This window comes from Aureimonas flava (assembly GCF_003583935.1).
GTDB classification, from domain to species: domain Bacteria; phylum Pseudomonadota; class Alphaproteobacteria; order Rhizobiales; family Rhizobiaceae; genus Aureimonas; species Aureimonas flava.
Genome location: NZ_QYRN01000004.1, coordinates 328,440 through 340,510, shown reverse-complemented (window position 1 = coordinate 340,510; position 12,071 = coordinate 328,440). Strand labels below are relative to the sequence as shown.

At 69.3% G+C, this 12,071-nt stretch carries 16 protein-coding genes and 1 tRNA gene; 8 read left to right on the top strand and 9 right to left on the bottom strand.

The window, feature by feature from the left end:
- Positions 1 to 17 precede the first annotated feature (17 nt).
- Positions 18 to 281: a hypothetical protein gene (locus D3218_RS09420; protein WP_210209660.1), complete on the top strand. Its 264-nt coding sequence runs from the start codon at positions 18 to 20 to the stop codon at positions 279 to 281.
- Positions 282 to 288: 7 nt separating this feature from the next.
- Here the strand turns inward: D3218_RS09420 and D3218_RS09415 are convergent, their stop codons facing one another.
- Positions 289 to 711: a DUF1489 family protein gene (locus tag D3218_RS09415; protein WP_119539775.1), complete on the bottom strand. Its 423-nt coding sequence runs from the start codon at positions 709 to 711 to the stop codon at positions 289 to 291.
- 107 nt (positions 712 to 818) lie between these two features.
- On the opposite strand from D3218_RS09415, the gene D3218_RS09410 reads away from it, so the two are divergent.
- Entirely contained in the window at positions 819 to 1,517 is a 699-nt protein-coding gene (locus tag D3218_RS09410) for a DUF599 domain-containing protein (RefSeq protein ID WP_119539773.1), read from the top strand.
- Positions 1,517 to 1,789 carry a DUF3253 domain-containing protein gene (locus D3218_RS09405; protein ID WP_119539771.1) on the top strand — a complete coding sequence of 91 codons (273 nt, stop codon included), beginning with the start codon at positions 1,517 to 1,519 and terminating at the stop codon, positions 1,787 to 1,789. The genes D3218_RS09410 and D3218_RS09405 overlap by 1 nt, the downstream gene beginning before the upstream one ends.
- A 2-nt stretch (positions 1,790 to 1,791) precedes the next feature.
- Here the strand turns inward: D3218_RS09405 and D3218_RS09400 are convergent, their stop codons facing one another.
- Positions 1,792 to 2,589 carry a YdcF family protein gene (locus tag D3218_RS09400; protein WP_119539769.1) on the bottom strand — a complete coding sequence of 266 codons (798 nt, stop codon included), beginning with the start codon at positions 2,587 to 2,589 and terminating at the stop codon, positions 1,792 to 1,794.
- 69 nt (positions 2,590 to 2,658) lie between these two features.
- Positions 2,659 to 3,489, bottom strand: a complete 831-nt coding sequence (locus tag D3218_RS09395) for an aldo/keto reductase (RefSeq protein WP_119539767.1) — start codon at positions 3,487 to 3,489, stop codon at positions 2,659 to 2,661.
- Positions 3,490 to 3,595: 106 nt separating this feature from the next.
- On the opposite strand from D3218_RS09395, the gene D3218_RS09390 reads away from it, so the two are divergent.
- Positions 3,596 to 4,552: a heparan-alpha-glucosaminide N-acetyltransferase gene (locus D3218_RS09390; RefSeq protein WP_119539765.1), complete on the top strand. Its 957-nt coding sequence runs from the start codon at positions 3,596 to 3,598 to the stop codon at positions 4,550 to 4,552.
- Between the two features lie 5 nt (positions 4,553 to 4,557).
- On the opposite strand, the gene D3218_RS09385 is transcribed toward D3218_RS09390, so the two are convergent.
- Together D3218_RS09385 and D3218_RS09380 are read right to left on the bottom strand one after the other, a co-directional pair.
- Positions 4,558 to 4,950: a MerR family transcriptional regulator gene (locus tag D3218_RS09385; RefSeq protein WP_119539764.1), complete on the bottom strand. Its 393-nt coding sequence runs from the start codon at positions 4,948 to 4,950 to the stop codon at positions 4,558 to 4,560.
- A 125-nt stretch (positions 4,951 to 5,075) separates the two neighbouring features.
- A tRNA-Leu gene (locus tag D3218_RS09380) sits at positions 5,076 to 5,160 on the bottom strand.
- 178 nt (positions 5,161 to 5,338) lie between these two features.
- Here D3218_RS09380 and lipB point away from each other — a divergent pair.
- The 4 genes from lipB to D3218_RS09360 are packed head-to-tail and all read left to right on the top strand — an operon-like array spanning position 5,339 to position 8,205.
- Positions 5,339 to 6,088, top strand: a complete 750-nt coding sequence (lipB, locus tag D3218_RS09375) for a lipoyl(octanoyl) transferase LipB (protein ID WP_119539762.1) — start codon at positions 5,339 to 5,341, stop codon at positions 6,086 to 6,088.
- Positions 6,085 to 6,543 (top strand): YaiI/YqxD family protein, encoded by a 459-nt coding sequence (locus D3218_RS09370; RefSeq protein ID WP_119539760.1) that lies wholly within the window; start codon positions 6,085 to 6,087, stop codon positions 6,541 to 6,543. The genes lipB and D3218_RS09370 overlap by 4 nt, the downstream gene beginning before the upstream one ends.
- A gap of 58 nt (positions 6,544 to 6,601) precedes the next feature.
- The gene (locus tag D3218_RS09365; protein WP_119539758.1) at positions 6,602 to 7,429 is read left to right on the top strand and encodes a cytochrome b/b6 domain-containing protein; all 828 of its coding nucleotides are present in this window, start codon (positions 6,602 to 6,604) and stop codon (positions 7,427 to 7,429) included.
- A complete protein-coding gene (locus D3218_RS09360; RefSeq protein WP_119539757.1) occupies positions 7,426 to 8,205 on the top strand; it encodes a molybdopterin-dependent oxidoreductase in 780 nt (259 codons plus the stop codon). Before D3218_RS09365 ends, D3218_RS09360 begins: the two co-directional genes overlap by 4 nt.
- Here D3218_RS09360 and D3218_RS09355 read toward each other — a convergent pair whose 3' ends face one another.
- From D3218_RS09355 to D3218_RS09340, 4 genes are all read right to left on the bottom strand, one after another.
- The gene (locus D3218_RS09355) at positions 8,206 to 8,925 is read right to left on the bottom strand and encodes an ATP12 family chaperone protein (RefSeq protein ID WP_119539755.1); all 720 of its coding nucleotides are present in this window, start codon (positions 8,923 to 8,925) and stop codon (positions 8,206 to 8,208) included.
- Between the two features lie 29 nt (positions 8,926 to 8,954).
- Entirely contained in the window at positions 8,955 to 9,644 is a 690-nt protein-coding gene (locus D3218_RS09350; RefSeq protein WP_119539753.1) for an HAD-IA family hydrolase, read from the bottom strand.
- Positions 9,644 to 10,633: an RluA family pseudouridine synthase gene (locus D3218_RS09345; RefSeq protein ID WP_119539752.1), complete on the bottom strand. Its 990-nt coding sequence runs from the start codon at positions 10,631 to 10,633 to the stop codon at positions 9,644 to 9,646. Before D3218_RS09345 ends, D3218_RS09350 begins: the two co-directional genes overlap by 1 nt.
- A 101-nt stretch (positions 10,634 to 10,734) precedes the next feature.
- Positions 10,735 to 12,069, bottom strand: a complete 1,335-nt coding sequence (locus D3218_RS09340; RefSeq protein WP_119539750.1) for a replication-associated recombination protein A — start codon at positions 12,067 to 12,069, stop codon at positions 10,735 to 10,737.
- Positions 12,070 to 12,071: the final 2 nt, after the last annotated feature.

Sequence of the window (12,071 nt, the reverse complement as noted above, 5' to 3'; positions counted from 1 at the left end):
GCGTAACCGAGGTTCTCATGTCCTTCGAAACCGAAAGCGCCCTCCTGCCCAACGTCGAGCAGAAGTCGACCGTGATCGGTCTTCACCCGCTCCAGCAGGCCGCCTCGCGGCTCTCGGACTACCGCGACGGTCGCTCGCGCCTGCGTGCCAAGGACCTGGTGGGCATGCTCCTGTGCCATGGTGCACGTGCCTGGCGCGCCTCGCAGCCGCGCACGGAAACGCGCCTCGTGGTGCGGTCGGCCGCGGGCCAGCCCGCCGTGCGCATCGCGTTCGGTCGCTGAGCGCCCGTCAGAGCAGGCCGAGCTCGGCCAGTTCCCTGCGAAGCGCGGAGGGGAGTTCGGACAGGTCCGCCCCCTCCCCGAGATCGGCCGGCGCTTCCGCCGGGAGAAGATAGCGCCACCCCTGGAAGGGGCGCTTGGGCACCGGCCAGGTGCGGACGAAGTCCGGCTTGAGGACGATGCGGCAGCGTTCGACCCCGTCCTCGGTACGAATCGCGTCGAACCGCAGGATGGGCTGGCGTACCTGCACCTGCCCCTTGATGACCCAGAACAGCGAGCCCGCGCCGACCATTTCGGCCGCGCGCTTGGGCATGACGCGCGTCACATGCGTCTGTTCGACGCCCGAACCGGCCGACAGGCGGGCGCGGACGTGAGCCTCGAGATCCTCGACGCTGTCGACTCCCACGCAGAGCTTGATCATATGAAGCGGCATGCGCGGTGTTTGCTCGTACCGCCGGGCGGCGTCAAGGCGACGCGGCCCGCGCGGGGCCGGCCAGCCCGAGCCTGCGCCCTCTTGTCACCCCGCCGATCCGAGCCGCCATGCGCAACGCCGCCATCTTCGATCTGCCGGACCTCCTCGCCTTCGTCGCATTCGTGGGCGGATGGGTCGCCTACTCCTTCGTGGTCGAGTTCCCGATCTTCGCCCGCCATGGCCTCAGCCGGCAGATGAACCGGCAGCGCGAGGTGTGGATGCGCACGCTGCTGAAGCGCGACCTGCGGATGATCGACACGGCGATCATGGCTGGCCTGCAGCAGGGCACGGGCTTCTTCGCCTCCGCGTGCATCTTCGCCATCGGCGGCTGCTTCGCGCTGATCGGTTCGGCCGAGCAGATCGCGCTGATCGTCACCGACCTGCCGCTGGAAGGCAGCTTCGACAGGGGCTTAGTGGAAGCGAAGCTCCTCGGCCTCGTGGCGATCTTCGCCTTCGCCTTCTTCAAGTTCGGCTGGTCCTACCGGCTGTTCAACTACTGCTCGATCCTCGTGGGCGCCGTTCCCATGCGCCAGGAGGCGGAGGCCGACCCGGCCGCGGCGGAGGCCGCGATCCGCCGCGCGCTGACGATGAACCGCATCGCGGCCCGGCACTTCAACGCCGGTCTTCGCGGCATCTTCTTCGGACTGGCCTATCTCGGCTGGTTCGTCGGGCCGATCGTCCTCGTCGGTACGACGGTCCTGGTGATCCTGATCCTCGGGCACCGGCAGTTCTTCTCCGACGCCAACGTCTCGCTCCGGGAGCCCTGATGTCCGACGCCCCGTCCCCCGAAACCCTGCGTGCGGAAATCCTGCGGATGGTGCACGAGCGCGGCGCCGGCAAGACGGTCTGCCCGTCGGAAGTGGCCCGCAGCCTCGCCGGCTCCGACGAGAAGGTCTGGCGTCTCCTGATGCAGCCGATCCGGCGCGTCGCCGCCGCGCTGTCCGACGAAGGGCTGGTCGTGATCCGGCGAAAGGGTCGCCCCGTCGCGCCGGCCGACCTCAAGGGCATCTACCGCCTGTCGCCGCCCGAGGGCGACTGACCTCAGGCGCTCGGCGCGGGAAACAGCGCGTCGGTCTTGCCGGTCAGGCGGTAGACCGCAAGTCCAAGGTATTCGCGGATCGCGAAATGCACCTTCTCGAGGTTGCGCACGGTGGCCGTGGACGGCCAGAAGAGCGCGTCGCCCGAGGGGGTCTGATAATCGGTCGGATAGGGTAGAACGTCGAAGCCGGCGACCCGGAAGCAGCCCACGGCACGCGGCATGTGCGCCGCCGAGGTCACCAGAAGCCACGTCTCGCCGGGTTGGGGCTGGGCGATCTCGCGGGTGAAGATCGCATTCTCGGTCGTGTTGCGGGAGCGGTCCTCGAGCTCCAGCCGCTCCGGCGCGAGACCCAAGGCCGCGAAGAGCTTCTGTGCCATCGAGGACTCGGTGATGTCCTCCGTCAGCATCGCCGCCGCGCCGCCGCTGAACACGACGCGCGCATCGGGAAACTGCCGCGCCAGCGCCATGGTGGTGGTGATCCGGTCCGCCGCATCGTTCAGCTCCAGTTCGCCGCGCGTTCGCCCGATCCGAGTGTCGAACGAGCCCCCCAGCACCACGATGCCCGTGACCTCGGCCGGAAGCGGCGGCTTCTGAAAGCGGTTCTCTAGAACACTCAGCATCAGGAGACCGAGCGGCGACAGGCTGACGATCGCCAGGATCACGAACGACGTTCCCACCAGCCCGAGACCCAGCTTCGGCATCCGCAGGAGGGTCGCGAGGATGCCGGCCCCGCCGATCAGCAGGATCACCACCAGAGGCTGGACGAGGTACCAGAGAAGCTTGGACGCGGCGAAGAACATGGGGTCGAACGTCTCGAAACTGAGGCCGCCGTCGATCGGGCGAGGCGTGGCAGGGAAGGTCGCCGGGGGTCAGCGGTCGTCCCATTCCGGGGCGAAGGACGGATCGACAAGACGGCGGCGACCGCGCGACATCTCGTGGAGCCGCCGACGATCCTCGTCCTGAAGCTCGAAGCCGAACACGTCAAGGTTCTCGGCCAGGCGTTTCGGGTTCGAGGTGCGCGGGATCGCGCCGACCATCGGCTGCTCGATCTCCCAGCGCAGCACGATCTGCGCCGGCGTCCGGCCGTAGCGCGCGGCCATCTCGGTGATCGCCGGATCGGCCAGTAGGTCCTTGCCCTGGCCGATCGGCGAATAGGCGATCATCGCCATGCCGAGGCGCTCGCAGGTCGCGTGCACCGTCTCCTGCGACAGCCGGGGATGATATTCGACCTGGTTGCAGGCGAGCGGATGGCGCGTCAGCGCGCTCGCCTTCTCCAGAAGCGCGGCGTTGAAGTTGGCGACGCCGATATGGCGCGTCAGCCCTTCGTCGCGCGCCCGGTTCAAGGCGTCGATCGTCCCTTCGAGCGGGATCGCGGCGTTCGGCCAGTGAATCAGCAGAAGGTCGACGGGGCCGATGTCGAGGGCGCGCACCGCCGCCTCGGCGGACTTCATGAAGTCGTCCGGCGCCAATTGCTCGAACCAGATCTTGGTGGTGACGAACAGCGCGTCGCGATCGACGCCGGAGGCGCGCACGCCCTCGCCCACCTCGACCTCGTTGCCGTACATGCGCGCCGTGTCGATATGGCGGTAGCCGACGCCGATGGCCTCGCTCACCATGCGCGCGCAGGTCTCGCCTTCCAGCCGATAGGTGCCGAGGCCGATGGCCGGGATCCGGGCGCCTGCTGCTTCGATGATCTCCATGGCGTCCGCTCCGTCCTTCCTCAATGCTCCGGCGCGATGGCCCTGGTCGCCATCGCTCGCGGTTTCAGATAGGCGGGATGTCACGAGGACCAGGGGATTTCGTGGGATGAGTGCAACGGATGGCGGTCGCTTCGGCGGCCGGGTCGAGGTCTTGGACGTGGCTCGCGGCGTCGCGCTCCTGGCGATGCTCGTGTACCACTTCACCTGGGACCTGGAATTCTTCGGATACCTGCCGCCCGGCTATGCCCAGGTCGGCGGCTGGCGCATCTTCGCGCGATCGATCGCGATCAGCTTCCTCGTGCTGGTCGGCGTCAGCCTGTTCCTGGCGCATCGCGGCGGGGTCCGCTGGCCGGCGTTCGGCCGCCGCCTCGCACAGGTCGCGGCCGGCGCGCTGGCCATCTCCGTCGCCACCTACGCCTTCACGCCGCAGAGCTTCGTGTTCTTCGGCATCCTGCACCTGATCGCCGTCGCGAGCGTCGTCGGCCTCCTGGCGATCCGCCTGCCCTTCGCACTCAACCTCGCGGCGGCGGCGGCCCTGATCGCGCTGCCGCTCCTCTTCGCGACGTCGGCGACCGATCCGCGCTGGCTCGCCTGGCTGGGCCTTTCGGAACGCCCGCCCCTGTCCAACGACTTCGTGCCCCTCGTTCCCTGGCTGGCACCGGTTCTGATCGGCATCGCGCTGGCGCAGATCGCGGGGAGGCTCGACCTCTGGGCCCGGCTGCGCCGCCTCAACGGACGCTTCGGCGCGGGCCGGCACCTCGGCACGCTCGGCCGTCATTCGCTCCTGTTCTACCTCCTGCACCAGCCGATCTCGATCGGCCTCGTGGCGGCCTTCGCTTCCGTGTTTCCGCCCGATCAAACGGCGGCCTTCGACCAGAGCTGTCGCCAGACATGCCTCGAGTCCCGCGACGAAGCCTTCTGCCGGAGCTATTGCGGCTGCGTGCTCGGCGAGCTGAAGGATCGGGACCTGTTGCAGGCGCTGCTGTCGGGACGCCTCGACGAAGCGCAACAGCAGACGGTTCGCCGAACGGTGGACCAGTGCTCCCTCCAGGCGGAGCCCTGAGCGCCTCAGGCGCCGGGGGAGACGCCGAGTTCGGCCATGCGCGTGAGACAGGCCTCCTCGGCCTGATCGAGTTCCGACAGGAGGTCGTCGATATCGCGACGCTTCTGCTCCAGTTCGGCCCGGCGTTCGCCGACGCGGCGGACGATGGTGCGCAACTGCCCCGCCTCGCCCGGCGGGGTGCGGTACATGCCCATGATCTCGCGAATCTCGGCGATCGAGAATCCGAGGCGCTTGCCGCGCAGGATCATCTTGAGCAACTGGCGGTCCGAATGCCGGAAGAGCCGGGTGCGTCCGCGGCGAATCGGGGAGATCAACCCCTCGTCTTCGTAGAAGCGGATCGTGCGCGTGGAGATGTCGAACTCCCGCGTCAGCTCGGTGATGGTGTAGTAGTCGCGCATGCGGCAGTCCCTCTGGAGGTGAGACAAACCAGATTGACGTAAAAGTCAATCACGCGACCGACTGCGAACCATCCGACCAAAAGGGCCGAGCCGGATCGAAATTTTCAGTAGGGAGAAGAGAAGGCTGGTGCGGTCGAGAAGACTCGAACTTCCACGGGTTGCCCCACAGCGACCTCAACGCTGCGCGTCTACCAATTCCGCCACGACCGCACGCCGTGTTCCGGTCCGGGGACCGGCCCGGCCTCTCTGGACCGGTGGCGGCGATGTAACAAACGCCCCCGTGGCGCACAAGCCTTTTCGCAGCGCCGTCCGTATTCTTTTTTCGTGACGGGCCGCATGCCGCGCGAAGCCCTTTGCGCCGGGGCGACGGCGACGCTATCTCCCCGTCATGGACACCCCCACGCCGCGCGCCGCGCTCGACATCGGCAGCTTCCTTCCCCGACCGGGCAGCCCGCCGGTGGAATGGGTCACGGTCGACGGCAGAATCGACTATCCCGCCGCCGTCGCGCTCATGGAGGAGCGGGCGGGCCGCGTGGCGGAGGGCGAAGCACCGGAGGCCGTGTTCCTGGTCGAGCACCCACCGCTCTACACGAGCGGCACCAGCGCTCAGGACGGCGATCTCCTCGACGCGGCCCGCTTTCCCGTGTTCCGCTCCGGTCGCGGCGGCGAGTTCACCTATCACGGGCCCGGACAGCGGGTGGCTTACGTGGTGCTCGACCTGAAGCGCCGCCGCCAGGACGTGCGCGCCTTCGTGGCGGCGCTGGAGGAATGGGTGATCTCGACGCTGGCCGATTTCCAGATCCGCGGCGAGCGACGGGAGGACCGCGTGGGCGTGTGGGTGCAGCGGCCCGACCGGCTGGCCATCGCGGGCGGCGCGCCGGCGGAGGACAAGATCGCCGCGATCGGCATCCGGGTGCGCAGGTGGGTGACGTTCCACGGCATCAGCCTGAACGTCGATCCCGAGCTTTCCCATTTCGACGGCATTGTGCCCTGCGGCATTCGCGGCTACGGCGTCACCAGCCTCCTCGACCTCGGCATCGTCGTTTCGATGCCCGAGGTGGACGCGCTGTTGCGCGCGCGCTTCGAGGCGATCTTCGGTCCCTCGGTCCTGCCGCCAGGGCAAGGTGGCGCCGCATGAGCGCGACTCGCGTCATCGTGGACGCCGACGCCTGCCCGGTGAAGGACGACGTGCTGGAGGTGGCCGAACGGCTCGGCGCGGGCGTCGTGCTGGTGTCCAACGGCGGCATGCGCCCTTCGCGCTATCCCAGCGCGCGCATCGTCAGCGTGTCGGACGGGTTCGACGCAGCGGACGACTGGATCGCGGAGGAAGCGACGGCGGCCGACGTGGTGGTGACCGCGGACATCCCGCTTGCCTCGCGGGCGCTGGAGAAGGGAGCCGCCGTGCTCGGCCCGGACGGGCGACCGTTCACAGCCGCCAATATCGGCGCCGCGCTCTCGCTCCGATCGTTCAACCAGCACCTGCGCGAGAGCGGCGAATCGAAAGGCTACAACAAGCCGTTCGCGCCGGCCGACCGGTCGCGCTTCCGGCAGGAGCTGGACCGCGCGCTCCGGCGCGCCATCATGCCTTCCTGATGCGTCCGAACGGGTCTGCCGCCCGTATCTCCACCGGACGCGCTCGGATGGACGGGACATGAAGCTGCTAGCCAATCGCGACGGACCGCTGGTCTACCGGCAAAGGCTCGCCACACGGCTGACCCACTGGGTCTGGGTCGTGTGCCTGTTCTTCCTGCTCCTGTCGGGGCTGCAGATCTTCACCGCACGGCCGGACCTCTACATCGGACAACAGTCCGGGTTCGCATTCGAGAACCGGGTGCTGAGCATCGGCGCCGCCTTCGACCAGGGCGAGCTCGGTGGCGTGACGACCGTCTTCGGCCGCAGCTTCGACACGACGGGCGTCTTGGGCGTCGTGGAGGACGCCGATGGCAACTTCCAGATGCAGACCTTTCCGGGCTGGCTGACGATCCCGTCCTATCGCGACCTCGCCACGGGCCGCATCGTCCACTTCTTCTTCGCCTGGGTCCTGGTCGGCACGCTCGCGCTCTGGCTCGTGGCCAGCCTCGTGAACCGCCACCTGACGCGCGATATCCTGCCGCGCGGGCGCGACCTGGCAGCCCTGCCCGGCGACATCGCCGACCATGCGAGGCTGCGCCTGCACCACCGCCGCAGCTACGGGCCGCTCCAGAAGCTGTCCTATTTCACGATCCTGATCGTCGTGCTCCCGCTGATGGTGGCCACGGGGCTGACCATGTCGCCTGGCGTGAACGCCTATGCGCCTTGGATGCTCGATCTTTTCGGCGGACGGCAGACGGCCCGAACGATCCACTTCGTCCTGATGCTGGCGCTCGTCGCCTTCGCGGCGATCCATATCGCGATGGTGCTGCTGGCCGGACCGTTCAACGAAATGCGTTCCATGGTCACCGGCTGGATCCGGATCGACGGCAAGGAGGACGAGCGATGAGGGGGCCTCTTCACCGCCGCCGCTTTCTGAGCGGCCTCGCCGCGGCGTCCACCCTGCCCCTGTCCGGCTGCTTCGACCCGCTGGTGGCCAACGACTCGCAGGTGCGCGGCGTGCTGGCGAGCGCGAACGACTTGACCTATCGCGCACAGCGGCTGCTGCTCGGCTCGGACGATCTGGCGCGCGAGTTCTCGCCGACCGAAATCCGCCAGCCGATGCGCCCCAACGGCTCCACCAATCCGCAGGACGAGCCCTATCTGGCACTCGCCCGGCAGGACTTCGCGTCCTATCGCCTGTCCATCACCGGCGCTGTGCAGCGCCCGCTGTCGCTGTCGCTCGTCGACCTCCAGGCGATGCCCGCGCGCTCGCAGATCACCCGCCACGACTGCGTGGAGGGTTGGAGCTGCATCGCGGAATGGACGGGTACGCCGCTCGGTCTCGTGCTGGACCGTGCCGGCGTCGCGCCCTCGGCCCGCTATGTCGTGTTCCTCTGCTTCGACACGCTGGCGAACGGCTTTGCCGGACCCATCCGCTACTACGAATCGATCGACCTCCTCGACGCGCGCCATCCGCAGACGATCCTCGCCTACGGCATGAACGGCACGGCGCTGCCGGTCGCCAACGGCGCGCCGCTGCGCGTGCGGGTCGAGCGGCAGCTCGGCTACAAGATGGCGAAATACGTCCGCGCGATCGTGGTCACCGATTCGCTGGTCGCTTACGGCGAGGGCAAGGGCGGCTTCTGGGAGGACCGGGGCTACGACTGGTTCGCCGGGATCTGATCAACCGACGAGAAGGATCTCCGCCGCGCGCATGTCGGCGAAGCGCGCCTCGCGGCGGGCCGAGGCTTCCGCGTCCTCGCCCCACAGCGAGATGTTCCAGTCCTCGTCCACGTGGGCAAGCCGCCAGGCTTCCGGCGCGCCGAGGCGACCTTCGGCCACCGCGAGCGCCAGGATCAGCGAGCCGGTGAGGGTCGTCATCTGGTGGATGGCGGCAAGGCGGAACGGGTCCGTCTCCGCGTCCAGCCGCGCCCGAAGAGCCTCGAGCGTGGCGGGCGCCTGCGCCACGTGCATCACGCCCGACGCCACCGCGACGCGCGCGCCGAAGCGCTCCGCAACCCATTCGATCATCGGGTCCCAGGCCTCCGCCTGGCGCGCCACGAGCCGCTCCGGCTCGTCGGCGCGATAGGCGAGGAGGTCGGTCTCGGCGTAGCGGCCGAGGTCCGTGCGCGTGGCGGCGGGATCGGTGGCGACGCCGTCCAGCACCGTGTTGACGAGACGGGTCACCGGCATCGTCGCCGGGTCGATATGCGTGCCCTGCCCCGCCCACTCGGCCGCCACGATATCGGCGGGCGCCCGTGCCGACAGGGCCAGGAGCCTGCGTGCCGGCGTGCGCACCGGACGCCCGTCCAGCCTGATCTCGAAGCCGTCCGCCGTCTCCTCGACGGTGACGTCGGCGTAGAACCGCTTCGGCAGTTCGGGTGTCTGAAGGGTGTTGGACATCGCGTTGGAGCCCCGTTGCGGTTGGTTCTTCAAGCGTGCTTGGAGGCGACCGGCGCGCCGGCCAGCCAGAGGTCCAGCGCGGCGGTCAACTCGGCCACCGTCGCAGAAACGCCGCTCGCGCCGGCCGAGATCAAGGCTTCGGCAGGCTGCGCACCCCAGGCGACGCCCCAGCCGGTGGCGCCGGCCGCCACCGCCATCTGCATGTCGTAGATCGCGTCGCCGACCACGAGCGTATCCTCCGGGCGCACGCCGAGATCGCCGCAGCATTCCAGCACCATGGCCGGATGCGGCTTGGAGGGGCAGTCGTCGGCGGTGCGCACGGCCGGGAAAACGCCCTCCAGCGCGTGGACCGAGACAACGCTGCGCACGCCCCGCCGCGACTTTCCGGTGACCATGCCCAGAAGCACGTCGTCGCGCGACGCCAGCGCGCGCAGCATCGGCTCGATGCCGGGAAACAGGCGCTCGGGGAAGCCGCCCTCGGCCCGCACTTCGTGAAACGCCTGCCGATACGTCTCCACCAGCGCCGGAAGCGCATCGGCCGCCACCGTGGGCGCCAGGCGGTGGATCGCGAGGTCGAGCGAAAGACCGATCACGCCCGCCGTGGCCGCATCGTCCGGCTCGGGCAGGCCGGCCAGGGCGAAGCAGCGGCGCATGGTCTCGCAGATCAGCCCGAAGCTGTCGGCCAGCGTGCCGTCGCAGTCGAAGAGAATGGCGCGCATCAGTCGTTTTCGGCCGCCTCGTCGAACCCGAAGAGGTTCCAGGTCTGGACCATGTGCGGCGGCAAGGGCGCGATCTGATCGATCCGGCGCCCGCCGTCGGGATGGGGGATCACGATCCGGCGCGCATGGAGATGCAGCCGCTGCTGCACGCCGCCGGGAAACTCCCAGTTGGTGTCGTGCTCGAAATATTTCGGGTCGCCGAGGATCGGGTGGCCGATATGCGCGGCGTGGACGCGGAGCTGGTGGGTCCGGCCGGTATAGGGCTCCATCTCGATCCATGCGAAGGCCTGGGCCACCTGGTCCACCACGCGGTAGTGCGAGAGCGCGTGATCGGCGCCCTCCTCCCCGTGCCGGGCGACACGCATGCGGTCGCCATCGCGCGTCTGCTCCTTCACGAGATAGGTCGAGACGCGCCCCTCGTGCGGCGCGGGCACGCCCTTCACCAGCGCCCAGTAGAGCTTCTTGGTGTCCCGCTCGCGAAACGACTTGGTGAGCGAGACGGCCGCGCCGCGCGTTCGCGCGACCACGAGGATGCCCGACGTGTCGCGGTCGATGCGGTGCACGAGGCGCGGCTTCTCACCCTTGCGGTTGCGCCAGGCCTCCAGCATGCCGTCGACGTGCCGGGCGACGCCCGAGCCGCCCTGCACCGCCAGCCCGGCCGGCTTGTTGAACACGAAGACCTTTTCGTCCTCGTAGATCAGCATCTGCGAGAGCACGTCACCGTCGTGCTTGTCGCGCATCGTGTTCGAGGTCAGCACCGCCGTGCGCGGCCGGCCGGCATCCACGCCCATCGGCGGCACGCGGATCAACTGCCCGGCCTCGACGCGCGTATCCGTCTTGGCCCGGCCGCCGTCCACACGCACCTGTCCCGACCGCAGCAGCTTCTGGAGATGCCCGAAGCCCAGGCCCGGATAGTGGATCTTGAACCAGCGATCGAGGCGGAGTCCCGTCTCGTCCGCTTCCACCCTGATCTGCTCGACTGCCGACATCGCTCGTTCCTATCGTTCTCGATCCCGGCGATACAGCATTCGGACGGCGGCCGGAACACCGGAGGAGAACGATCCTCCACGGTGCCCGGCGGGTCTGCCCGTCATCCCCCGCGCTCCCGGCGCAGGCGCTCCCACCTCTCCATGCGCTCCGCGATCCGCGCCTCCTCGCCGCGACCCGTCGGCCGGTAGAAGCGGAGGCGGCCCATCGCCTCCGGGAAATAGTCCTGGCCGGAAAAGGCGTCGGGCGCGTCGTGATCGTAGGCATAGCCCGCGCCGTAGCCCTCTTCCTTCATCAGCTTGGTCGGCGCGTTGAGGATGTGGCGGGGCGGAAGAAGCGAGCCGTGCTCCTGGGCCGCGCGCATCGCCGCCTTGTAGGCCGTGTAGACGGCGTTGGATTTCGGCGCTGAGGCGAGGTAGACGACCGCCTGCGCCAGCGCCAGCTCGCCCTCCGGCGAGCCGAGATAGTCGTAGGCGTCCTTGGCCGCGTTGGCGACGAGCAACGCGCGCGGGTCGGCGAGGCCGATGTCCTCAGATGCCATGCGCACGATCCGCCGGCCGAGATAAAGCGGGTCTTCCCCGGCGTCGAGCATGCGGCAGAGATAGTAGAGCGCGGCGTCCGGGTCCGAGCCGCGCACCGACTTGTGCAGGGCGGAGATCAGGTTGTAGTGGCCGTCCTGCCCCTTGTCGTAGATCGGCGCACGCCGTTGGACGACCGTGCGGAGCCCCTCCGCGTTCAGAACCTCGCCGGGCCTCGCCGCGCGCCAGACCTCCTCGGCGAGCGTCAGCACGGCGCGCCCGTCACCGTCCGCCATCCGCACCAGCATCTCGCGCGCCGCGCCGTCCAGGGGGAGCGGGCGGTGCATCGCCTCTTCCGCGCGGTCGAGAAGCCGGCCGAGGCTTTTCGCGTCGTGGGCGCGGAACGTCAGCACGCGGGCGCGCGACAGGAGGGCCGCGTTCAGCTCGAAGGACGGGTTCTCGGTGGTCGCACCGACGAGAACGATGGTCCCGTCCTCCATCACCGGCAGGAAGGAGTCCTGCTGGGCGCGGTTGAAGCGGTGGATCTCGTCGACGAACAGCAGCGTGCGGCGGCCGCCGGACCGGCGCAAACGCGCCGTCTCGAACACCTTCTTTAGATCGGCGACGCCCGTGAAAATCGCCGACACCTGTTCGAACGCGTAGTCGACCTCGCGCGCCAGAAGCCGGGCGACGGTCGTCTTGCCCGACCCCGGTGGCCCCCACAGGATCACCGAGCCGAGCGAGCCGCTCTCCAGCATCCGCGTCAGCGCGCCCTCCGACCCCGTCAGATGCTCCTGGCCGACGACATCGGCCAGGCGGCGCGGGCGGAGCCGCTCGGCCAGCGGTCCGCCGGCCATCGGCTCGTCGGGCGCGGGCTCGCGGCGCGGCGGCGGCTCGTCTGCGGCGAAAAGATCGGCCATCC